Genomic DNA, 22,012 nt, shown 5'->3' on the forward strand with positions numbered 1-22,012 from the left:
CAGGTGCGTGCTCTCGGCGTGTCGGCCCCAGGCCCCCGTACTGGACGTACCGGGGCCTGGGGCCGGCGCGGCGAGAGTGCGTGCATGGCGCCGCGCGGCGGACGAGAAGTGTCAGACAGGCACTGGGGCGTACGGCTGGTCCGCACGGCCGTGCGGCGGGTTTCCCGGCAGGATGGCGGTGGTACGCGGCCCGTATCACCCCTCCTGACCGGGAGCCCGAGATGACCACACCGCAGGATCTGCTGTTCGTCGTGCTCGACGTCCGCGCCGACCGACCCGTGGAGCGCGGGGACCTGTCGCTGGCGCTGGCGGGAGCCGAGCTGCTGGATCTGCTCGGGGCGGGAGTGGCCGAGCTGCGGGAGGACCGGATCGTGCCGGTCTCCGGGCACCTGACCGGGGACCGGCTGCTGGACGAGGCGGCCGGGGCGCTGGTGCGCGAGGAGCCGTACGAGTCGGTGCAGGACTGGCTGTGGCGGCGGGGCGACGGACTCGCCGCCATCTACACCAACGCGCTGGAGCCGAGCGGGTCCGGGCTGCGGCATCTGTTCCGGCGGCCCGAGCCGGCGGACTCCGCCGAGCGGCGCCGGGCGGCCGAGCGCTGGGCCGTACGGGAGCCCGTGCTGACCGGGCTCGCGGCGGAGCTGGGCATCGGGGAGCCCGGCGTGAAGGGCGGCACGGAGGAGAACCCGGAGGACGACCGGGTGGCGCTCGTGCTGGCCACCGTCGGCGAGGCGCTCACCGAGCTGGAGGCGGTACGGCAGCGGCGGCGGATCGAGGAGGACGCGTTCGACAACGTCTGGCGCGCCCCCTGACCGCCGCCGCACCCGGTGACCGGGCCTCGCCCGGCTCCGCTCGTGCTCTACTCGGCCGGTTCCACGCCCGCGCGCAGCAGGCCGTAGGTGTAGGCGTCCTCCAGCGCCTGCCAGGAGGCGGCGATGACGTTCTCCGCGACGCCGACCGTGGACCACTCCCCCGCGCCGTCGCCCGTGGAGATCAGCACGCGGGTCGTGGAGGAGGTGCCGTGCTTGCCCTCCAGGATGCGGACCTTGTAGTCCACCAGCTCCAGCTTGGCGAGCTGCGGGTAGATCTTCTCCAGGGCCACGCGCAGCGCCCGGTCGAGGGCGTTGACCGGGCCGTTGCCCTCGGCGGTGGCGACGATGCGCTCGCCCTTGGCCCACAGCTTCACGGTGGCCTCGTTGGCGTGGGTGCCGTCGGGGCGGTCCTCCACGATGGCCCGCCAGGACTCCACGTCGAAGTACTTCAGCGGGCCGCCCTGGGCCTCGGCGCGCAGCAGCAGTTCGAAGGAGGCGTCGGCGGCCTCGTAGGTGTAGCCCGCCAGTTCGCGTTCCTTGACCCGCTCGACCACCCGGCCGACCAGTTCGCGATTGCCGCCGAGGTCGACGCCGAGTTCGCGGCCCTTCAGCTCGATGGAGGCGCGGCCCGCCATGTCGGAGACCAGCATCCGCATGGTGTTGCCGACCTGCTCGGGGTCGATGTGCTGGTAGAGGTCGGGGTCGACCTTGATGGCGGAGGCGTGCAGCCCGGCCTTGTGGGCGAAGGCGGAGACGCCGACGTAGGGCTGGTGGGTGGAGGGGGTGAGGTTGACGACCTCGGCGATGGCGTGCGAGATACGGGTCGTCTCGCGCAGCGCCCCGTCGGGCAGCACCTTCTTGCCGTACTTCAGCTCCAGCGCGGCCACGACCGGGAAGAGGTTGGCGTTGCCGACCCGCTCGCCGTAGCCGTTCGCCGTGCACTGGACGTGGGTCGCGCCCGCGTCGACGGCGGCGAGGGTGTTGGCGACCGCGCAGCCGGTGTCGTCCTGGGCGTGGATGCCGAGCCGGGCGCCGGTGTCGGCGAGCACGGTGGAGACGACGGCGCCGATCTGCGCCGGGAGCATCCCGCCGTTGGTGTCGCACAGGACGACCACGTCGGCGCCGGCCTCGGCGGCGGTCCGTACGACGGCCTTGGCGTACTCGGGGTTGGCGCGGTAGCCGTCGAAGAAGTGCTCACAGTCCACGAAGACCCGGCGGCCCTCGGCGCGGAGGTGGGCGACGGTGTCACGGACCATCTCCAGGTTCTCGTCGAGCGTGGTGCGCAGGGCGAGTTCGACGTGCCGGTCGTGGGCCTTGGCGACCAGCGTGACGACCGGGGCGCCCGACTCCAGCAGGGCCCTGACCTGCGGGTCGTCGGCGGCCTTGGCGCCGGCGCGGCGGGTGGCGCCGAAGGCGACGAGCCGTGCGTTTCTCAGGTCCAGCTCTTTGGCGGCGCGGGCGAAGAACTCGGTGTCGCGCGGGTTGGCGCCGGGCCAGCCGCCCTCGATGAAGCCCACGCCGAAGTCGTCCAGGTGCCGTGCGATGGCCAGCTTGTCCGCGACGGTGAGGTTGATGCCCTCGCGCTGCGCGCCGTCGCGCAGCGTGGTGTCGAAGACGTGGAAGGAATCGTCGAGCTCGCTGGTTGCGGTCATGGTCTCAAGGCTCCTGTTGTGATGTCGGTCTTACCGGAATGACCGGCTCCACCGTTCCCCCCAGTTTCCCTCGCGCTCCGTCACCGGCCGTGGGTGGGCCGAAAACGAAAAAACCTCTCGCGGGTGCGAGAGGTCTGCGCGCGGGTCGAGGACGACGGTGCCACCCGCACGTGGTCGTACGAGGTGGTCACTGCGGACCGGCGCGCCTGCTGCCCATAATCATGGAGAGCGAGAACACGGGGGCAGTCTGGCACAGAACGTCCACCGTCCACTGGCCGTCTCAGTATGCGGGCGGGTGCGTCCACAACGGTGCGTGCGGAAGCGCCCCGGACCTGCGGAGGTCCGGGGCGCTTTCCTGTCGGCGGTGGCCGGGCTGGTACGGCTCGCTCCTACTTGGCCAGCTCGTGCATCCAGCCGTGCCTGTCCTCGGTGATGCCGCGCTGGAGGTCGAGGAGCGCCTCGCGCAGGCGGAGGGTGACCTCGCCGGGCTCGCCGTCGCCCTGCTTCCACTCGGCGCCTTCGCGCTTGACCGTGCCGACCGGGGTGATCACGGCGGCGGTGCCGCAGGCGAAGACCTCGGTGAGGGTGCCGTTCTCCGTGTCGCGCTGCCACTGGTCGACGGAGATGCGGCCCTCCTCGGCCTCGTATCCGAGATCCCGGGCGACGGTCAGCAGGGAGTCGCGGGTGACGCCCTCCAGGATGGAGCCGGTCAGGGCGGGGGTGACGATCTTGTTTCCGTAGACGAAGAACAGGTTCATGCCGCCCAGTTCCTCGACCCACTTGTGCTCGACGGCGTCGAGGTAGCAGACCTGGTCGCAGCCCTTGGCGGCGGCCTCGGCCTGCGCGAGCAGGGAGGCGGCGTAGTTGCCGCCGGTCTTGGCGTCGCCCATGCCGCCGGGGACGGCGCGGACGCGGTCCTCGGAGGCCCAGATGGAGACGGGCTTCACGCCGCCCTTGAAGTAGGCGCCGGCCGGGGAGGCGATCACGATGAACAGGTACTCGTTGGACGGCTTCACGCCCAGGCCGACCTCGGTGCCGATCATGAAGGGGCGCAGGTAGAGGGACTCCTCGCCGCCGTGCGCGGGCACCCACTCCTTGTCCTGCGAGACCAGCGCGTCACAGGCCTCGACGAAGGTCTCGACGGGCAGCTCGGGCATACCGAGACGGTGCGCGGAGCGCTGGAAGCGACGGGCGTTCTGCTCGGGACGGAAGGTGGCGACCGAACCGTCGGGGCGGCGGTACGCCTTCAGTCCCTCGAAGATCTCCTGCGCGTAGTGCAGGACGTTGGTCGCCGGGTCGAGCGGGATGGCGGCGTACGGGACGAGCTGGCCGTCGTGCCAGCCGCGGCCCTCGGTCCACCGGATGGTCACCATGTGGTCGGTGAAGTGGCGGCCGAAACCGGGGTTGGCCAGGATCGCCTCGCGCTCGGCGGCGGCGAGCGGGTGGGCGGAGGGCTTGAGCTCGATCGTGGGCGTCGTCATGAGCGGGAATCCTTCTCTTCCTGGCGGGTCGGGGCGGCTTGCGGCCTTTCGGCCGGACCGGGGTCGCCCCCGGCGGAAACGCAGCACCGGTCGTGGCGGGCCGCGCTCACGCCGCCCGCACCGGCCGGGGGCCGGTGTGAGGACGTCCGAGCATTCCCTCATACCGCGGCTCCGCGTTCGATTATCGCGCGGAGGCGGAGCCGGAAGGAATCGGGGTGAATGCGGCCCAGGGGTTGATGGTGGCACCGTGGCGGCGCACGGCAAAGGGCCGCCGGGCGCTGGACGCGACCCGGCGGCCCTCGCGGGGCCCGGCGGGTCAGCCGGTTACGCCCGCTACGAGCGCGTCGCCGATCTCGGCGGTGGAGCGGGCGGGACCGCCCACACGGGCGGTGAGGTCGGCGGCGACGGCCGCGTCGAGACGGTCGGCCTCGGCCTCGTAGCCGAGGTGGCGCAGCAGGAGGGCCACGGAGAGGACCGTGGCGGTGGGGTCCGCCTTGCCCTGTCCGGCGATGTCCGGGGCCGAGCCGTGGACTGGCTCGAACATCGACGGGAACTGCCGGCTCGGGTTGATGTTGCCGGAGGCCGCGACGCCGATGCCGCCCGACACGGCCGCGGCGAGGTCGGTGATGATGTCGCCGAACAGGTTGTCGGTGACGATCACGTCGAAGCGCTCGGGCTGGGTGACCAGGTAGATGGTGGCCGCGTCGACGTGGACGTACTCGGTGGTGACCTCGGGGTACTCCTCGGCCACCTGGTTGAAGATGTTGGTCCACAGGTGCCCGGCGAAGGTCAGCACGTTGTTCTTGTGGACCAGGGTGAGCTTCTTGCGCGGGCGGGCCTGGGCGCGGGCGAAGGCGTCGCGGACGACGCGCTCGACGCCGTAGGCGGTGTTCACGGAGACCTCGGTGGCGACCTCGTGCGGGGTGCCGGTGCGGATGGTGCCGCCGTTGCCCGTGTAGGGGCCCTCGGTGCCCTCGCGGACCACCACGAAGTCGATCTCCGGCTGTCCGGCGAGCGGGGTTTCGACGCCGGGGAGCAGCTTGGAGGGGCGCAGGTTCACGTGGTGGTCGAAGGCGAACCGGAGCCTGAGCAGGAAGCCGCGCTCCAGGACGCCGGACGGGACGCTGGGGTCGCCGATCGCGCCGAGCAGGATGGCGTCGTGACCCTTGAGGGAGTCGAGGTCGGCGTCGGTGAGGGTCTCCCCGGTGGCGTGGTAGCGCCGGGCGCCGAAGTCGTACTCCGTCGTCTCCAGCTTCACGTCCTCCGGGAGGACGGCGGAGAGGACCTTGAGACCTTCGGCCACGACCTCCTGGCCGATGCCGTCACCCGGGATCACTGCGAGATCGATGCTGCGAGACATGTCGGCACCCTACTCCGGCGTCCCAGGTGATGACACGGACTGTCCGCGATACGGACAGGCTGGCACTTCGTACGGCTCAGTGGCCGGTCTCTCCGCCGTTGTCCCGGCGGTCGAGGGCGCGCTGGAGCGCGGCGGCGGCCTGGGCGCGGTCGGTCTCGTTCGTACGGGAGGTGTGGCGGACTCGGCGGCGGACGGTCGTCTCGGCCATGGGAAATCGACTCCTTCGGCAGGCTGGGAGCACGGCGGCATGAACGGTGAGACGCCGGAAGGGGCGGAGAGCGGGCGCCGCAGGGATTGCCTGCACGGGGCGCGGCTCACGACCGCCGTTCGCTGATGGAGCGAGTCGTTCGGCTCATCCCAAGCTAAGGGACCGGCCCGCGCCTGTCTGCCCAATTACTCGGACTTCCTACTATCTGAGACGGCGCGTCGCCTCGACCGGCCCTGACCTGCTCATATCTCCCCGCCACCGTGGTCGGGCCGGAGCGCGTCGAGTACGGCGTCCCGGAAACCTCCGGGGTCCTCGGTCCAGGGCTGGTGGCCCGCACCGGGCAGCGTCACCCGGACGGACCCGGGCAGCGCGGCGGCAAGGGAGTCGACCGCGGAGCGGGGACGGATGTCCCGGGCGCCGTCGACGATCAGGGCGCGCACGTCGAGGCGGCGGCACGCGGCGTACAGCGCGGGGGTGCCCCAGCCATGCGTGCGCTCGTGGTCGAGGGCCTTGTTGCAGCGGGTGTTGACACCGAACCAGGGCTCGGCCATGCGTCCGGCGAGCTCCAGCGCGCGCTCGCGGTCCTCGAACTCGGCCGACCAGCGCAGCACGGCCAGCTCCCGGTCCTCCTCAGCGGTGCGCTCGACCGCGCCGGACAACTCCCGCCAGCGGGCGTCGCGTTCGGGGTGGTCGCCGAGGCGCGCCAGGAACGCCGCTCGGTAGGCCGGGTGCCAGTCGCGGTCAGGTCCGATGCCGGTGCCCGAGACGTAGATCAGGGTGCTCACCCGCTCCGGGTGCGCCAGCGCGTAGCTCAGCGCGAGCTGGGCGCCCCAGGAGTGGCCGAGCAACGCCATGCGCTCCAGCCCGAAGTGCCGTCGTACAGCGTCCAGGTCGGCGACGAAGCGCGCGGTGGTCCACGGGCCGTCGCACGGCTCGGACCGCCCGCAGCCGCGCTGGTCCCAGCGGATCACGGGGAGCGCCCCGGCCAGGAGTTCGGCGACGTCGCCGAACATGTCCCACAGGCCCGGCCCGCCGTGGCACAGCACCAGCGGGTCACCGGGGCCGGCGGTCCGGACGGCCCAGAGCCGTATGCCGTCGTCGGTCCTCACCGTCATGGAGCCAGTGTGGGGGAACCGGGTACGGGAACGGCCCGGGAGATCCCGACTCGTGGTCGAGGACTCCCGGGCCGTTCCGCGGGGAGCGTCAGCCCATGTGCGGGTAGCCGTACTCGGTCGGCGGCACCAGGGTCTCCTTGATGGCGCGGGTCAGGGTCCAGCGCATCAGGTTCTGCGGGGCGCCGGCCTTGTCGTCCGTGCCGGAGGCGCGGCCGCCGCCGAAGGGCTGCTGGCCGACGACGGCGCCGGTGGACTTGTCGTTGATGTAGAAGTTGCCCGCCGCGTAGCGGAGCTTCTCCATCGTGTACGCCGCAGCCGCGCGGTCGTTGGCGATGACCGAGCCGGTGAGGGCGTAGTCCGAGACCGACTCCATCTGGGTCAGCATCTCGTCGTACTTCTCGTCGTCGTAGACGTACACGCCGAGGATCGGGCCGAAGTACTCGGTGCGGAAGACCTCGTTCTCCGGGTCGGTGCACTCGATGACGGTCGGGCGGACGAAGTAGCCCACCGAGTCGTCGTAGGAGCCGCCCGCCACGATCGTGCAGGTGGGGTCCTCGGCGGCGCGGTCGATGGCGGCCTTGTTCTTGGCGAAGGAGCGCTCGTCGATGACCGCGCCGATGAAGTTCGACAGGTCGGTGACGTCACCCATGGTGATGCCGTCGACCTCGGCCGCGAACTCCTCCTTGAAGCCGGAGTTCCAGATGGAGGCCGGGATGTAGGCGCGGGAGGTCGCCGAGCACTTCTGGCCCTGGTACTCGAAGGCACCTCGGGTCAGCGCGGTCTTGAGCACCGCGCGGTCGGCGGAGGGGTGCGCGACCACGAAGTCCTTGCCGCCGGTCTCGCCGACCAGGCGCGGGTAGGCGCGGTACTTCTCGATGTTGTTGCCGACCGTCTTCCACAGGTACTGGAAGGTCTTGGTCGAGCCGGTGAAGTGGATGCCGGCGAGGTCGCGGTGGGCCAGGGCGACCTCGGAGACGGCGATGCCGTCACCGGTGACCAGGTTGATGACGCCCTTGGGCAGCCCGGCCTCCTCCAGCAGGCGCATCAGCAGCACGGCGGCGTGGGTCTGCGTCGGGGACGGCTTCCAGACCACCACGTTGCCCATGAGGGCGGGCGCGGTGGGCAGGTTGGCGGCGATGGCCGAGAAGTTGAACGGCGTGATCGCGTAGACGAAGCCCTCCAGCGGGCGGTGGTCCATGCGGTTCCACACGCCCGGGGAGTTGGCCGGGGGCTGCTCGGCCAGGATCTGGCGGGCGTAGTGCACGTTGAAGCGCCAGAAGTCGACCAGCTCGCAGGGGCTGTCGATCTCGGCCTGCTGGGCGGTCTTGGACTGGCCCAGCATGGTGGAGGCGGCGATGGTCTCGCGCCAGGGGCCGGAGAGCAGCTCGGCGGCGCGCAGGATGATCGCGGCGCGGTCGTCGAAGGACATCGCGCGCCAGGCCGGGGCGGCGGCCAGGGCGGCGTCGATCGCGTCCTGGGCGTCCTCGCGGGTGGCGTTGCGCAGGGTGCCGAGGACGGCCTTGTGGTTGTGCGGCTGGACGACCTGGAACGGCTCGCCGCCGCCCATCCGCTTCTCGCCGCCGATGGTCATCGGCAGGTCCACCGGGTTCTCGGCCAGCTCCTTGAGCTTGGCCTCCAGGCGGGCGCGCTCGGGCGAGCCGGGGGCGTAGCCGTGCACCGGCTCGTTGACGGGGGCGGGGACCTGGGTCACAGCGTCCATGTGATCCGTAACTCCTTGATGTGAGCGGGTGGTGGGGGGCTCGGCCGAGCGGGGTGGGGGGGGTTCAGCCCTTGCTGACCATCGAGCGCAGGAAGAAGCGCAGGTTCGCCGGCTTCTCCGCGAGACGGCGCATGAAGTAGCCGTACCAGTCGGTGCCGTAGGCGGTGTAGACACGCATCCGGTGGCCCTCGGCGGCGAGCCGCAGGTGCTCCTCGCTCCGGATGCCGTAGAGCATCTGGAACTCGTACTCGTCGAGCTTACGGCCGGCTCGGTGGGCGAGTTCCTGGGCGATGGCGATGAGGCGCGGGTCGTGCGACCCGATCATCGGGTAGCCCTCGCCCTCCATGAGGATCCGCAGGACGCGCACGTACGCCTTGTCGATCTCGTGCTTCTGCTGGTAGGCGACCTCGGCGGGCTCCTTGTAGGCGCCCTTGACCAGGCGCACCCGGCTGCCCGCGGCGGCGAGGCGGCGGGCGTCGGCCTCGGTGCGGAAGAGGTAGGCCTGGATGACACAGCCGGTCTGCGGGAAGTCCTTCCGCAGCTCCTCGTGGATGGCGAACATCGAGTCGAGGGTGGTGTGGTCCTCGGCGTCCAGCGTCACCGTCGTGCCGATGGCGGCGGCCGCCTCGACGACGGGGCGGACGTTGGCGAGGGCCAGCTCGTGACCGCCGTCCAGCGCTTGGCCGAACATGGAGAGCTTGACCGACATCTCGACCTTCTCGCCCAGCTCCAGGAGCGCGAGGCGGTCGATCAGCGCGAGGTAGGCGTCGCGGGCGGCGTACGCCTGCTCGGGGGTGGTGATGTCCTCGCCCACGACGTCCATCGTGAGCTGGAGGCCCCGGGCGGTCAGGTCCTCGATGATCGGGACGATGTCGTCCACGCCCTCGCCGGGGATGAAGCGGTCCACGACCTGCTTGGTCACGGGCGCCGCCGTGACGAGACGGCGCATCCGGTCGCTGCGCGACGCGGCGAGAATCACAGGACCCAGCACGGGGCACCTCCAACAGCACAAGCACCAAGCCGGCCGTCGGCCGACGATGCGGCAACGGCGCGGAGAACCACCGTGAAACCTAAGGATCTCTTCGATGGTCGACCATCGACACCTGTCACGCATCCGTTCCCCCGATCTCAGACAGATGTATGAAGGGCTCTCGGATATGCGGCAGAATGCCCGGGTGGCGGCGGATACCGGATCGTTTCACCGAGGCGACTACCAGGAGCTGGTGGACGAGATCTCGGAGCTGCTGGACGCCCCGGCGACCCTGGAGAGCCGGGACTTCGAGCTGATCGCCTTCGGGGCGTACGACAGCGAGGGCGACCTCGATCCCACGGCCCTGGACCCGGTGCGCGCCCGCTCGATCCTGACCCGGCGCTCGACGGCGGCGGTGCGGGCGTGGTTCGAGGGCTTCGGCATCACCCGGGCGACGGCGCCGGTGCGCATCCCGCCCACTCCGGAGGCGGGCGTGTACCGGGGAAGGATCTGCCTTCCGGTACGCCATCGGGGTGTCGTCCTCGGCTATGTCTGGCTGCTGGACGACGATCCCGGTCCGACCGACGCGCAGCTCGCCGCCGCCATGCAGGTGACGGGCCGGATCGGCGCGCTGCTCGCGGACGAGGCGCGGGCCGGGGCGGGGCTCGGCCGGGAGCTGCGGGCGGTGCTGACCGCCGAGGAGGGCTGGCAGCGGGACATGGCGGTGACCGAGCTGCGGACGGCGCTCGGTCCGCGCGCGGACGGCCCGCACACCGTGGTCTGCCTGGCCCCCTGGCCCTCGGCCGACCCCGACGACGCCCCCTCGGTGCGTACGGTCCCGCACGCGACCGCGCTGTGCACGGTGCCGTGGGGCGCCACCGGGCAGAGCCTCGCGGTGCTGGTGCGGCTGCGCAGTACGGACGTGACGGCTCCGGCGCTGACGGCGGCGGCGCGGCTGGTGCAGGAGGCGGAGGGCGCGAAGGGCGGGGGCCGCGCGGGCGCATCCGGGACCGGGGTCGGTGTGGGCGTCGGTGAGCCCCGGAGCGGGATCGCGGAGCTGGGGGCCGTCTGGCGGGAGGCGACGGCCGCGGCGCGGGCGGCGCTGGCCGAGCCGAGATTCGGGCCGGTCGCGCAGTGGCGCGGGATCGGGCCGTACCGGCTGCTGACCGCGCTGCCGCCGAGCGTGGTGCAGGACCCGGTGGTGCTGCCGCTCCTCTCCCCCGCCCAGCACGAACTGGCCCGCACCGCCGAGGTGTACCTCGACTGCGCGGGCCAGGCGGGGCGGGCGGCGGCCGAGCTGGGCATCCACCGGCAGACGCTCTACTACCGGCTCTCCCGGGTGGAGCGGCTGACCGGGCTCGACCTGGACGACGGCGAGGACCGGCTGCTGCTGCACATGGCGCTGAAGCGGGCGCGGCTGGGCTGAGGTCAGCCCTTTCCGGCGGCCTCGACGACCTGGCGGAGCCCCTCGGTGAGCGCGTTCCCGTCCGGGGCGGTCTGCGGGTCGAAGGCCCACTGGGCGATGAGGCCGGTCATCAGGGTCAGATAGAAGCGGCCGAGAGTGTCGGCGGTCTCGTCGCCGATCTCCTCCTCCGGGACACCCATGAGCAGGGCGATCAGACCGCGGCCGCCCTCGCGCTGTTCGCGTGCCAGGTACTCGCGCACTTCGGGCAGTTCGATGGTCATGACCTCCATGCCGAGCCGGAAGACCGATCCGGGCTCGCGCATGGTGGTGACGATGTTCGACCACACCCACCGGAAGCGCTCCAGTGAGCCGGGGGCGCCCTCGGGCTCGGCTCCGCCGAAGGTGTCCCCGGCGTCGTCCACGAGCGCCACGTACGCCCGGGCCAGCAGGGCGTCCTTGGAGCCGTAGTGGTAGCCGATGGAGGCCAGGTTGGTGCCGGACTCCTTCACGATGTCGCGCGCCGTGGTCCGGGCGAAGCCCTTCGCCAGCAGGCAGCGCTTGGCGCCTTCGAGCAGATCCTCACGGTGTCCCATGCCGGCCAGCGTACCCGGAGCCATACAAGCGTCCTAGACGCGTGAATTATACGAACGTTCTAGACAAGCGTTTAATACGTGCGTACATTTCCCGGCATGGTGAATCCGACGAGCACCACCCCAACCCCCGCCCAGGACAGGCCCGTTCGCGCCGGACGCCGCGAATGGACCGCGCTGGGCGTGCTGATGCTGCCGCTGCTCCTGGTCTCGATGGACGTCTCTGTGCTGTACTTCGCGACCCCCGCGATCAGCGCCGACCTCCGTCCGAGCGGCACCCAGCAGCTCTGGATCTTCGACATCTACGGCTTCGTCCTGGCCGGGCTGCTGATGACGATGGGCGCGCTCGGCGACCGCTTCGGCAGCCGCCGGCTGCTGCTCACGGGCGCCGCCGCCTTCGGCGCCGCCTCCGTCCTCGCCGCCTACGCCGACAGCGCGTCGACCCTGATCGCGGCCCGCGCGGTGCTCGGCGTCGGCGGCGCGACCCTGATGCCGTCGACCATGGCGCTGCTGCGCACGATGTTCACCGACCCCGCCGAGCGGACGAAGGCGATCGGGCTGTGGTCCGGGGTGATGACCGGCGGCATCGCGCTGGGCTCGGTGATGAGCGGGGTCCTGGTGGAGCACTTCTGGTGGGGCTCGGTCTTCCTGGTCAACCTGCCCGCGATGCTTCTCCTGCTGGCGCTCGGCCCGGTCCTGCTCCCCGAGTCGCGGAAGACGGCCGCGGGCCGCTTCGACCGGCCGAGCGTGCCACTGTCCCTGGCCGCCGTCCTGCCCGTGGTCTACGGCCTGAAGGAGATCCCCTCCGAGGGCCTGCACCCGCTGTACGTCGTCTCGGTGACGGTCGGTCTGCTCTTCGCCGCGCTCTTCGTCCACCGCCAGCGCACGGCCGCCGCGCCGCTGGTACCGCTCGCCCTGCTGCGGCGGCGCGGCTTCGCCCCGGCGGTGGTGCTGACGCTGGTGTCCGCGTTCGGGATGCTGGGCTCGGCCATCTACACCACGCAGTACATCCAGTCGGTGCTCGGCAAGAGCCCGCTCTCGGCGGCGCTGTGGAGCCTGCTGCCCTCGGTGCTCATCGGAGTGGCGGGGCCGGTGACCGCCGCGCTCGTCGCCCGGGGCGCGGACCGGGGCCGGGTGGTGGCCGCCGGGTTCGCGGTCTCCGCCGCCGGATACGTCCTGCTGGCGCTCACCGGCACCGACTCGCTGTGGCTGGTCCTGGTCGGCGCCGGGGTCCTGGCCTCCGGCGCGGTGATGGTGATGTCGCAGCTCACGGACATGGCGATGGGCGCCGCACCGGCGGAGCGGGCGGGCACCGCGTCCTCGCTGCTGGAGACGGCCACGGAACTGGGCGGGGCGCTCGGGATGGCGTTCCTGGGCTCGGTCGGCGCCGCCGTCTACCGGCACGGGATGCCCTCGGACGCGCCGGGTCCGGCCCGCGAGACCCTGGGCGGCGCCCTGGCCACGGCCGCCCGGCTGCCCGGCCGTACCGGCGAGGCGCTGCTCGCCTCGGCGCGGGGGGCGTTCACGCACGGGATGTGCGCGGCGGCGGTCACCGGGGCGGCGGTGCTGGCGCTCGCGGCGGTGGGGGCGGCGGTGACGCTGCGCGGGCTCGACACGGAGCGGGCCGGTATCGAGCAGTCCGACACCGAGCGGCCCGACTCGCAGACCGAGGCGGAGCGGCCCGGTGCGGGGCGGCTCGACCCCCGGTAGCGGGAAACGGCGGAGCGCCGGGCGGAACCGATGATCGGTCCGCCCGGCGCTCCGTCATGTCTTCACATACGTACTCAGACCAGGTTCACCGACCGGGCGGACGTCGCCCCGATCTCCTCGGCCAGCTCGGTCAGCGTGGCCGGCGAGACCGTGTCGTCCACGGTCAGCACGGCCAGCGCCTCGCCGCCCGCCGCCGCGCGGGCGACCTGCATACCGGCGATGTTGATGCCCGCCTCGCCCAGGACGCGGCCGACGGTGCCGACGACACCGGGACGGTCCTCGTAGCGCAGGACGACCATGTGCTCGGCGAGCGCGAGGTCGACGTCGTACTCCCCGACGGCCACGATCTTCTGGACGTGCTTGGGACCGGCCAGGGTGCCGGAGACCGAGACCTCCTCGCCGCCCGCGAGGGTGCCGCGCACGGTGACCACGTTGCGGTGGTCGGCCGACTCGGAGCTGGTGGTGAGGCGGACCTCGACGCCGCGTTCCTGCGCGAACAGCGGCGCGTTGACGTAGGAGACCGTCTCGTCCACCACGTCCTCGAAGACGCCCTTGAGCGCGGACAGCTCGAGCACCTTCACGTCGTGCTGGGTGATCTCTCCGTAGACCTCGACGTCGAGGCGGACCGCGACCTCGCCCGCGAGGGCGGTGAAGATGCGGCCGAGGCGCTCGGCCAGCGGCAGTCCGGGCTTGACGTCCTCGGCGATGACACCGCCCTGGACGTTGACCGCGTCCGGGACCAGCTCACCGGCGAGCGCGAGGCGCACCGAGCGGGCCACCGCGATGCCCGCCTTCTCCTGGGCCTCGTCGGTGGAGGCGCCGAGGTGCGGGGTGCAGACGACCTGGTCCAGCTCGAAGAGCGGGGAGTCGGTGCACGGCTCCTTAGTGTACACGTCGAGACCGGCGCCCGCGACGCGGCCCTCCTTGAGCGCCGCGTACAGCGCGGCCTCGTCCACGATGCCGCCGCGCGCGGCGTTGACGATCCGCACGCTCGGCTTGACCTTGCGCAGCGCCTCGTCGCCGATCAGGCCGAGGGTCTCGGGGGTCTTGGGCAGGTGGACGGTGATGAAGTCGGAGACCTCCAGCAGCTCGTCCAGCGACAGCACCTTGACGCCCATCTGCGCGGCCCGCGCGGGCTGCACGTAGGGGTCGTAGGCGACGACCTTCATGCCGAAGGCGGACATGCGCTGCGCGACCAGGGCGCCGATGCGGCCCAGGCCGACGACGCCGAGGGTCTTCTCGGCCAGCTCGACGCCGGTGTACTTGCTGCGCTTCCACTCGCCGTTCTTCAGCGCGGTGTTGGCCTGCGGGATGTTGCGCGCGCTGGCGAGGAGGAGACCGCAGGCCAGCTCGGCGGCGGTGACGATGTTGGAGGTGGGGGCGTTGACCACCATCACGCCGGCCTTGGTGGCGGCGGAGACGTCGACGTTGTCCAGGCCGACGCCGGCTCGTGCGACGACCTTCAGCTTCCTGGCGGCGGCGATCGCCTCGGCGTCGACCTTCGTGGCGGAACGGATCAGGATCGCGTCCACGTCGGCGATGGCGGGGAGCAGTTCGGCCCGGTCGGCTCCGTTGCAGTGCCGGATCTCGAAGTCCGGTCCGAGTGCGTCGACGGTCGCGGGCGACAGCTCTTCAGCGATGAGTACGACGGGTTTCGAGCTCACGTGAGTCCTCACAAGTCCAATGCGGACGGCCGTCCCGACGGCCGCTGGCGGAGGGGAGCGGCGCCGGGAAATTCCCGGTGCGCTCACGCGTCGTTCGGTGCGTGCTCTCGGTGTGCCGGACGAAGGTCCTCGTAGCGGGGCTACCAGTGCCTTTGGCCGGCGCGGCGGGAGTGCGTGCCGGGCGGCGCGGGGGTGTGCCGGTAATTTCTCGGTGTCGCTAAGCCGCGTGGAAGACGCACGACACTGTGGGCCTGACGCGTATGTAGTGCTGCAGTGTAGTAGCGCGACCGGCGCCGGAGTCTGCCTCGTTGGAAGGATCACCCGGACGGGAAGCGCCGCTTTGTACGGGACGCCCGCGCGGCTCGGTGCGGGGCCCCGCGCGAGGCCCCGCGGCCGCGCGCCCCGGGTGAGCGGGGAGCGCGGCCGCGGGGCCCGTCCGTCACGCCTCTTCGTCGACCCAGGACATCAGCTTGCGGAGCTGCTTGCCCGTGGTCTCCAGCAGGTGCTCGGAGTCCTGCTTCTTGTACTCGTCGTACTTCTTCAGGCCGCCGTGGTACTCGTCCATCCAGTTCTTGGCGAAGGTGCCGTCCTGGATCTCGGCGAGGACCTGCTTCATCTCGGCCTTGGTGGCGTCCGTGATGATGCGCGGGCCGGTGACGTAGTCGCCCCACTCGGCGGTCTCGGAGATGGACCAGCGCATCTTCTCCAGGCCGCCCTCGTACATGAGGTCGACGATCAGCTTCAGCTCGTGCAGGCACTCGAAGTAGGCGATCTCCGGCTGGTAGCCCGCCTCGGTCAGGGTCTCGAAGCCCGCCTTGACCAGCGCGGCGGTGCCGCCGCACAGCACGGCCTGCTCGCCGAAGAGGTCGGTCTCGGTCTCCTCGGTGAAGGTCGTCTTGATGACGCCGGCGCGGGTGCCGCCGATGGCCTTGGCGTACGACAGGGCCAGCGCGAAGCCGTCGCCGGAGGCGTCCTGCTCGACCGCGACGATGCACGGGACGCCGCGGCCCTCCTCGTACTGACGGCGCACCAGGTGGCCCGGGCCCTTGGGGGCGACCATGCAGACGTCGACGCCCGCCGGGGGCTTGATGAAGCCGAAGCGGATGTTGAAGCCGTGGCCGAAGAACAGCGCGTCGCCGTCCTTCAGGTGCGGGGCGATGGACTCCTCGTAGACCTGGGCCTGGATCGGGTCCGGGACCAGGATCATGATGACGTCGGCCTCTTCGGCGGCCTGGGCCGGGGTGACCACGCGCAGGCCCTGCTCCTCGGCCTTGGCGCGGGACTTGGAGGTCTCGGGCAGGCCGACGCGGACGTCGACGCCCGAGTCCCGCAGCGACAGGGCGTGGGCGTGGCCCTGGCTGCCGTAGCCGATGACCGCGACCTTGCGGCCCTGGATGATGGACAGGTCTGCGTCGTCGTCGTAGAACAGCTCGGCCACTGGAACTCTCCTTGATGTGCGGATGTGCGTCCCACCGTATTGCGGCGGGGTGACGGAAGGTCTGGGGGTCTCGGCATCCGGTCGCCGCGCCTCTTCGGCGGCGACCGGGCCGGGGTCACGCCGAGCGGTCGAGGGCGCGCAGCGAGCGGTCGGTGATGGAACGGGCGCCGCGTCCGATGGCGATCGTGCCGGACTGGACCAGTTCCTTGATGCCGAAGGGCTCCAGCATCTTGAGCATGGCGGACAGCTTCTCGCCCGAGCCGGTGGCCTCGATGGTGACGGCCTCCGGGGAGACGTCGACGGTCTTGGCGCGGAAGAGCTGGACGATCTCCACGATCTGGGAGCGGGTCTCGTTGTCGGCGCGGACCTTCACCAGGACGAGTTCGCGCTGGACGGCCTGGCCGGGCTCCAGCTCGACGATCTTCAGCACGTTGACGAGCTTGTTGAGCTGCTTGGTCACCTGTTCGAGGGGCAGGTCCTCGACGCCGACCACGATGGTGATGCGGGAGATGTCGGGGTGCTCGGTGACGCCCACCGCGAGCGAGTCGATGTTGAAGCCGCGGCGGGAGAAGAGAGCGGCGATGCGGGCGAGGATGCCCGGGGTGTTCTCCACCAGGACGGAGAGCGTGTGCTTGGACATGGTCGTTTACGTCTCTCTCGCTCAGTCGTCCGCGCCGTCGCCGAAGTCGGGGCGGACGTCACGGGCGGCCATGATCTCGTCGTTGGTGGTGCCTGCGGCGACCATCGGCCACACCATGGCGTCCTCGTGGACGATGAAGTCCACGACCACGGGGCGGTCGGTGATGGCGTTGGCCTCCTCGATGACCTTGTCCAGGTCCTCGGGGCGCTCGCAGCGCAGGCCCACGCAGCCCATGGCCTCGGACAGCTTCACGAAGTCCGGCACGCGGGTGCCCCGGGCCTCGGGGTTGACGTCCTCGGGGCCGGAGTGCAGGACGGTGTTGGAGTAGCGCTGGTTGTAGAACAGGGTCTGCCACTGGCGGACCATGCCGAGGGCGCCGTTGTTGATGATGGCGACCTTGATCGGGATGTTGTTCAGCGCGCAGGTGGTCAGTTCCTGGTTGGTCATCTGGAAGCAGCCGTCGCCGTCGATGGCCCAGACCGTGCGGCCGGGCTGTCCGGCCTTGGCGCCCATGGCGGCGGGGACCGCGTAGCCCATCGTCCCGGCGCCGCCGGAGTTGAGCCAGGTCGCGGGCTTGTCGTACTGGATGAAGTGGGCGGCCCACATCTGGTGCTGGCCGACACCCGCCGCGAAGATCGTGTCTTCGGGAGCCAGTTGACCGATGCGCTCGATGACGGCCTGCGGGGAGAGCGAGCCGTCCTCGGGGCGCTCGTAGCCCAGCGGGTAGGTCTCGCGCCAGCGGGTCAGATCGCGCCACCAGGCGGTGTAGTCGCCCTGGTTGCCCTCGCTGTGCTCCTTCTGCACGGCCTGCACCAGGTCGGCCAGGACCTCGCGGGCGTCGCCCACGATCGGCACGTCGGCCTCGCGGTTCTTGCCGATCTCGGCCGGGTCGATGTCGGCGTGCACGATCTTGGCGTACGGCGCGAAGCCGTCGAGCTTGCCGGTGACGCGGTCGTCGAAGCGGGCGCCGAGGGCGACGATCAGGTCGGCCTTCTGCAGCGCGGTGACGGCGGTGACCGAACCGTGCATACCCGGCATACCCACGTGCAGCGGGTGGCTGTCGGGGAACGCGCCGAGCGCCATCAGGGTGGTGGTGACGGGCGCGCCGGTCAGCTCGGCGAGGACCTTCAGCTCCGCGGTGGCCCGCGCCTTGAGGACGCCGCCGCCGACGTAGAGGACGGGCCGCTTGGCGGTGGTGATCAGCTTGGCGGCCTCGCGGATCTGCTTGGCGTGCGGCTTGGTCACCGGACGGTAGCCGGGCAGGTCCGTGACCGGCGGCCAGGAGAAGGTCGTCCGCGTCTGCAGCACGTCCTTCGGGATGTCCACGAGCACCGGGCCCGGGCGGCCGGTCGAGGCGATGTGGAACGCCTCCGCGATGACCCGGGGGATGTCCTCGGCCTTGGTGACCAGGAAGCTGTGCTTGGTGATCGGCATGGTGATGCCGACGATGTCCGCCTCCTGGAAGGCGTCCGTGCCGATCGCCTTGGAGACGACCTGGCCGGTGATCGCCACCAGCGGCACCGAGTCCATGTTCGCGTCAGCGATCGGGGTGACCAGGTTGGTGGCGCCGGGCCCCGAAGTAGCCATGCAGACGCCGACCTTGCCGGTGGCCTGCGCGTAGCCGGTGGCCGCGTGCCCCGCACCCTGCTCGTGGCGGACCAGCACATGGCGCACCCGCTTGGAGTCCATCAGCGGGTCGTACGCGGGGAGGATAGTGCCCCCGGGAATGCCGAACACGGTGTCGACCCCGACCTCCTCGAGCGAGCGCACGAGCGACTGGGCGCCCGTGACGTGCTCGACAGGGGCGACGGGCTGCCCTCCGGATCGGGGCCGCGGCTGCGGATGGTGGGCCCCGGTGGCCTGCTCGGTCATCGGCATTCTCTTCTCGATGCTGAGGGTTTTTGCGAGGTTTGAGCGGAGCTGGAGCGCCGCACGAGGGGCACTCGTGCAACAAAAAACCCCTCGTGCCGGGATGGCAAGCGAGGGGAGCGCGTCGGTGAGGGGCGCTGGGGTTTCCGGATCGTCCTCCGGTCGTCCCAGCTCAGCCGACGCGCTGTCCAAGTACGAGAATTCGGGTGCGCATGGCATTGACCCTCCCTCCGGCGCGCACCGCCTGTCAAGTGGGTGGGACGGCCGTCTCATTATGTGGGCGGAGGGTGGTGGTACCGCCGATCACCGTGGACATGCCTCCGGAGTACACCCCGGCAGCCGTGCTCGCACTAGCGCCCACGCCCTTGCCCGCCAGCACCGGCTCGCCCGGGGCGTGCGGCACCGGGTAGCGCCCGGCGGCCAGCGCGCGGCGCAGCCGGTACTCGTCCACCGGCCCCGCGAACGCCATGCCCTGCCCGTGCGTGCAGCCCATCGCGCGCAGGGCGACGACCTGTTCGGGCAGGTCGACGCCCTCGGCCACGGACTGGAGCCCGAGGTCGCCCGCGATCCGCAGCAGCCCGCTGGTGATCTTGTGCAGCCGAGCGGACTCCACGACGCCCTCGACCAGCCCGCGGTCGAGCTTGAGGATGTCCACCGGGAGCCTGCGCAGCGCGGTGAAGGCCGCGCAGCCGCCGCCGAAGCCGTCCAGCGCGATCCGCACCCCGAGCCGGCTGAGGGCGGTCAGCCGCCGCTCCAGCTCGTCCAGGGAGAGCCGCGGATCGGTGTCGGACAGTTCGATCACGAGCGCCCCGGGCGGGAGCCCGTGCCGGGTCAGCAGCGCCTCGATGGTGCCGAGCGGCGGCAGCGAGCGGTCCAGGAGCCGCCGGGCGCTCATCCGGACCGCGACCGGGACGACCAGTCCCCCGGCGGCCCGTTCGGCGGCCTGCTCCACGGCCTCGCGGAGTATCCAGCGCTCCAGCTCGGCCGTCTTGTCGCCGTCGTCCGCGACCCGCAGGAACTCGGCCGGGGTGAACAGCACGCCCTGCGAGGAGCGCCAGCGCGCGTGCGTGGAGACCGAGGCGATCCGGCCGTTCTCCAGGCACACCACCGGCTGGTGCAGCAGCGCGAACTCGCCGTCGTGCAGCGCGGCCCGCAGCCGTCCGGCCAGCTCGGCCTTGCGGACCACGTCCTGCTGCATCTGCGGCCGGTACAGCTCGACGCGGCCCTTGCCGCCCGCCTTGGCGCGGTACATCGCGAGGTCCGCGTTGCGCAGCAGCTCGCCCGCGCCGAGGCCGGGCTCGGCGAAGGCGACGCCGATGGAGGCGTTGACCCGGACATCGTTGCCGTCGATGGGATAGGGCTGGGAGAGGGTCGTCCTGAGGCGGTCGGCGAGCTCCAGGATGTTCCGCTCCCGGGCGGCGCGGTCGCGGGTGCCGTCGCCGGTGATCAGGGCGGCGAACTCGTCGCCGCCGAGCCGGGAGGCGGTGTCCGACTGGCGCACCGCCTCGTGCAGCCTGCGGGCGGCCTGGACGAGGAGCTGGTCCCCGGCCTGGTGCCCGATGGTGTCGTTGACGGCCTTGAAGCCGTCCAGGTCGATGAAGAGCACGGCGGTGCCGCGCAGGGCGGCGCCCCGGTCGCTGGCCCGGCGCCCGGACAGGGCCTGCTGGACGCGCCTGGTGAACAGGGCCCGGTTGGGCAGGTCGGTGAGCGGATCGTGCTCGGCGTTGTGCTGCAACTGGGCCTGGAGCCGGACGCGTTCGGTCACGTCGCGGCTGTTGAAGATCAGGCCGCCGTGGTGCCGGTTGACCGTCGACTCCACGTTGAGCCATCCTCCGGCGCCGGAGCGGAAGCGGCACTCGATGCGGGTGGTGGGTTCGTCCGCGGGGCTGGCGGCGAGGAAGCGGCGCACCTCGTGCAGGACGCAGCCCAGGTCCTCGGGGTGGATGAGCTTGGCCAGTTCGGTGCCGACGAGTTCCTCGGCGGGGCGGCCGTAGACCCCGGCGGCGGCCGGGGAGACGTACCGCAGGATGCCGCTCGGCGCGGCGATCATGATGACGTCGCTGGAGCCCTGCACCAGGGAGCGGAAGTGGTTCTCCTTGTGGGCCAGTTCCTGGGCCAGGGTGATGTTGTCGAGCAGCATGATGCCCTGGCGGACGACGAGGGCGAGGACCACGGCACCGGCCGTGATCAGCACGACGTGGTCGGGCCTGCGGCCGTTGAGCACGTTGTACAGGATGCCGAGCGTGCACACGGCGGCGGCGAGGTACGGCGTCAGCGCGGCGAGGGAGCCGGCGATCGGGCGGCCCGCCGGAGACCTGACCTGTTCGGTGTCCGGTGCGGGCGGGCAGCCGGAGCCTCCGGTGCGCGGCCCGGGCACGCGCTCGCGGGCCGCGCGGGGCGGCACGTCGTGCGCGTGCTGCTTCGGGGCGGCCCAGGGGGCGTACGCGAGCAGCAGCGAGCCGGCGAACCAGCCCGCGTCGAGCAGCTGCCCCGAGCGGTAGTGGCTGTGCAGCAGCGGCGAGGTGAACAGCGCGTCGCACATCACCGTGAGGGCGAGGGCGCCGATCGCCGTGTTCACCGCCGTGCGGTTGCCGGGGCTGCGCCGGAAGTGCAGCGCGAGCACCATGCTGACCAGCGCGATGTCGAGCAGCGGGTACGCCAGCGAGAGCGCGGTGTGCGCGACGCTCGGGCCGTCGAAGCGGGCGGCCTGGGCGAGGGCGAGGCTCCACGACAGGGTGAGCAGCGAGCCGCCGATCAGCCAGGCGTCCAGGGTGAGGCAGATCCACCCCGCCCGGTTGAGCGGGCGCTTGGCGAGGACGAGCAGGCCCACGATGGCGGGCGGCGCGAAGCAGAGGAAGAACAGGTCCGCGTAGCTGGGACTGGGCACGTCGCGGCCGAGAACGACCTCGTACCATCCCCAGACCGCGTTGCCGAGGGCGGCCATCGCGGAGGAGAGCGCGAAGAGCAGCCAGGCGGGGCGGAAGCGCACCCCGGGGCTGCGGGCGTAGAGGAAGCAGGAGACCGCGGCGGTGCCCGCGGCGGCGGCGAGGCCGAAGTCGCCCATGAACAGCGCGACTTGCTTGCTGCCCCAGTCCAGCGCGGCTCCGATGCCGTACGCGCCGCAGATCAGGGCGAGGACGAGCTGCTGGGCCAGACGGGAGCTCTCGGCGGCGGGCCGCGGGCCCGGCTTCGGGGCCTGGGGCGGCTCCGGCGCGCGCAGCGCCCCGTCGAGCGCGGTCGGTGTGAGCGAGGGAAGCGCGTTCACCGGGGCCTCCCGCTCCGTGCTGCCGGTCCCCGGTCGGCGGGGGGACGGTGGACGGTCCTCCGGCGGGCGCCCGGCCTGTGGTGCGGGCCGGGCCTCGCGCCGTGGTGCGAGCC

16 protein-coding genes are annotated in these 22,012 nt (G+C 71.8%); 3 read left to right on the top strand and 13 right to left on the bottom strand.

Features of this window, described 5'->3' with window-relative positions:
- Positions 1-221 precede the first annotated feature (221 nt).
- Positions 222-812, top strand: coding sequence for a GOLPH3/VPS74 family protein (locus ACWEEU_RS26860; protein ID WP_451735526.1), 591 nt, complete (start codon positions 222-224; stop codon positions 810-812).
- A gap of 47 nt (positions 813-859) precedes the next feature.
- Here ACWEEU_RS26860 and cimA read toward each other — a convergent pair whose 3' ends face one another.
- From cimA to ACWEEU_RS26895, 7 genes are all read right to left on the bottom strand, one after another.
- Positions 860-2,464 carry a citramalate synthase gene (gene cimA / locus ACWEEU_RS26865; RefSeq protein ID WP_385746854.1) on the bottom strand — a complete coding sequence of 535 codons (1,605 nt, stop codon included), beginning with the start codon at positions 2,462-2,464 and terminating at the stop codon, positions 860-862.
- A gap of 389 nt (positions 2,465-2,853) precedes the next feature.
- Positions 2,854-3,945 (bottom strand): branched-chain amino acid aminotransferase, encoded by a 1,092-nt coding sequence (locus ACWEEU_RS26870; RefSeq protein WP_451735529.1) that lies wholly within the window; start codon positions 3,943-3,945, stop codon positions 2,854-2,856.
- A 316-nt stretch (positions 3,946-4,261) separates the two neighbouring features.
- The gene (locus ACWEEU_RS26875) at positions 4,262-5,305 is read right to left on the bottom strand and encodes a 3-isopropylmalate dehydrogenase (protein ID WP_451735532.1); all 1,044 of its coding nucleotides are present in this window, start codon (positions 5,303-5,305) and stop codon (positions 4,262-4,264) included.
- 76 nt (positions 5,306-5,381) lie between these two features.
- On the bottom strand, positions 5,382-5,513 hold the full coding sequence (locus ACWEEU_RS26880) for a hypothetical protein (protein ID WP_018544689.1): 132 nt from the start codon (positions 5,511-5,513) through the stop codon (positions 5,382-5,384).
- A gap of 242 nt (positions 5,514-5,755) precedes the next feature.
- The gene (locus ACWEEU_RS26885) at positions 5,756-6,628 is read right to left on the bottom strand and encodes an alpha/beta fold hydrolase (protein WP_451735535.1); all 873 of its coding nucleotides are present in this window, start codon (positions 6,626-6,628) and stop codon (positions 5,756-5,758) included.
- A gap of 88 nt (positions 6,629-6,716) precedes the next feature.
- Positions 6,717-8,348 carry an L-glutamate gamma-semialdehyde dehydrogenase gene (gene pruA, locus ACWEEU_RS26890; protein WP_451735537.1) on the bottom strand — a complete coding sequence of 544 codons (1,632 nt, stop codon included), beginning with the start codon at positions 8,346-8,348 and terminating at the stop codon, positions 6,717-6,719.
- Positions 8,349-8,412: 64 nt separating this feature from the next.
- Positions 8,413-9,339, bottom strand: coding sequence for a proline dehydrogenase family protein (locus ACWEEU_RS26895; protein WP_199585398.1), 927 nt, complete (start codon positions 9,337-9,339; stop codon positions 8,413-8,415).
- A 166-nt stretch (positions 9,340-9,505) separates the two neighbouring features.
- Here ACWEEU_RS26895 and ACWEEU_RS26900 point away from each other — a divergent pair, with 166 nt between their 5' ends.
- Entirely contained in the window at positions 9,506-10,744 is a 1,239-nt protein-coding gene (locus ACWEEU_RS26900; RefSeq protein WP_385746866.1) for a PucR family transcriptional regulator, read from the top strand.
- 2 nt (positions 10,745-10,746) lie between these two features.
- On the opposite strand, the gene ACWEEU_RS26905 is transcribed toward ACWEEU_RS26900, so the two are convergent.
- Positions 10,747-11,316 carry a TetR/AcrR family transcriptional regulator gene (locus ACWEEU_RS26905; protein WP_451735544.1) on the bottom strand — a complete coding sequence of 190 codons (570 nt, stop codon included), beginning with the start codon at positions 11,314-11,316 and terminating at the stop codon, positions 10,747-10,749.
- A gap of 96 nt (positions 11,317-11,412) precedes the next feature.
- Here ACWEEU_RS26905 and ACWEEU_RS26910 point away from each other — a divergent pair, with 96 nt between their 5' ends.
- The gene (locus ACWEEU_RS26910) at positions 11,413-13,023 is read left to right on the top strand and encodes an MFS transporter (protein ID WP_451735547.1); all 1,611 of its coding nucleotides are present in this window, start codon (positions 11,413-11,415) and stop codon (positions 13,021-13,023) included.
- A 74-nt stretch (positions 13,024-13,097) separates the two neighbouring features.
- On the opposite strand, the gene serA is transcribed toward ACWEEU_RS26910, so the two are convergent.
- The 5 genes from serA to ACWEEU_RS26935 form a co-directional block, all read right to left on the bottom strand.
- Positions 13,098-14,687: a phosphoglycerate dehydrogenase gene (gene serA / locus ACWEEU_RS26915; RefSeq protein WP_451735550.1), complete on the bottom strand. Its 1,590-nt coding sequence runs from the start codon at positions 14,685-14,687 to the stop codon at positions 13,098-13,100.
- 439 nt (positions 14,688-15,126) lie between these two features.
- A complete protein-coding gene (ilvC, locus tag ACWEEU_RS26920; RefSeq protein WP_385744505.1) occupies positions 15,127-16,125 on the bottom strand; it encodes a ketol-acid reductoisomerase in 999 nt (332 codons plus the stop codon).
- A 115-nt stretch (positions 16,126-16,240) separates the two neighbouring features.
- Complete coding sequence (gene ilvN / locus ACWEEU_RS26925) at positions 16,241-16,765, bottom strand: acetolactate synthase small subunit (RefSeq protein WP_018544678.1); 525 nt, start codon at positions 16,763-16,765, stop codon at positions 16,241-16,243.
- A 21-nt stretch (positions 16,766-16,786) separates the two neighbouring features.
- The gene (locus tag ACWEEU_RS26930) at positions 16,787-18,637 is read right to left on the bottom strand and encodes an acetolactate synthase large subunit (protein WP_385744503.1); all 1,851 of its coding nucleotides are present in this window, start codon (positions 18,635-18,637) and stop codon (positions 16,787-16,789) included.
- Between the two features lie 244 nt (positions 18,638-18,881).
- A complete protein-coding gene (locus ACWEEU_RS26935) occupies positions 18,882-21,899 on the bottom strand; it encodes a putative bifunctional diguanylate cyclase/phosphodiesterase (protein WP_451735554.1) in 3,018 nt (1,005 codons plus the stop codon).
- Between the last annotated feature and the right edge of the window lie 113 nt (positions 21,900-22,012).

This window comes from Streptomyces sp. NPDC005004 (assembly GCF_053600675.1).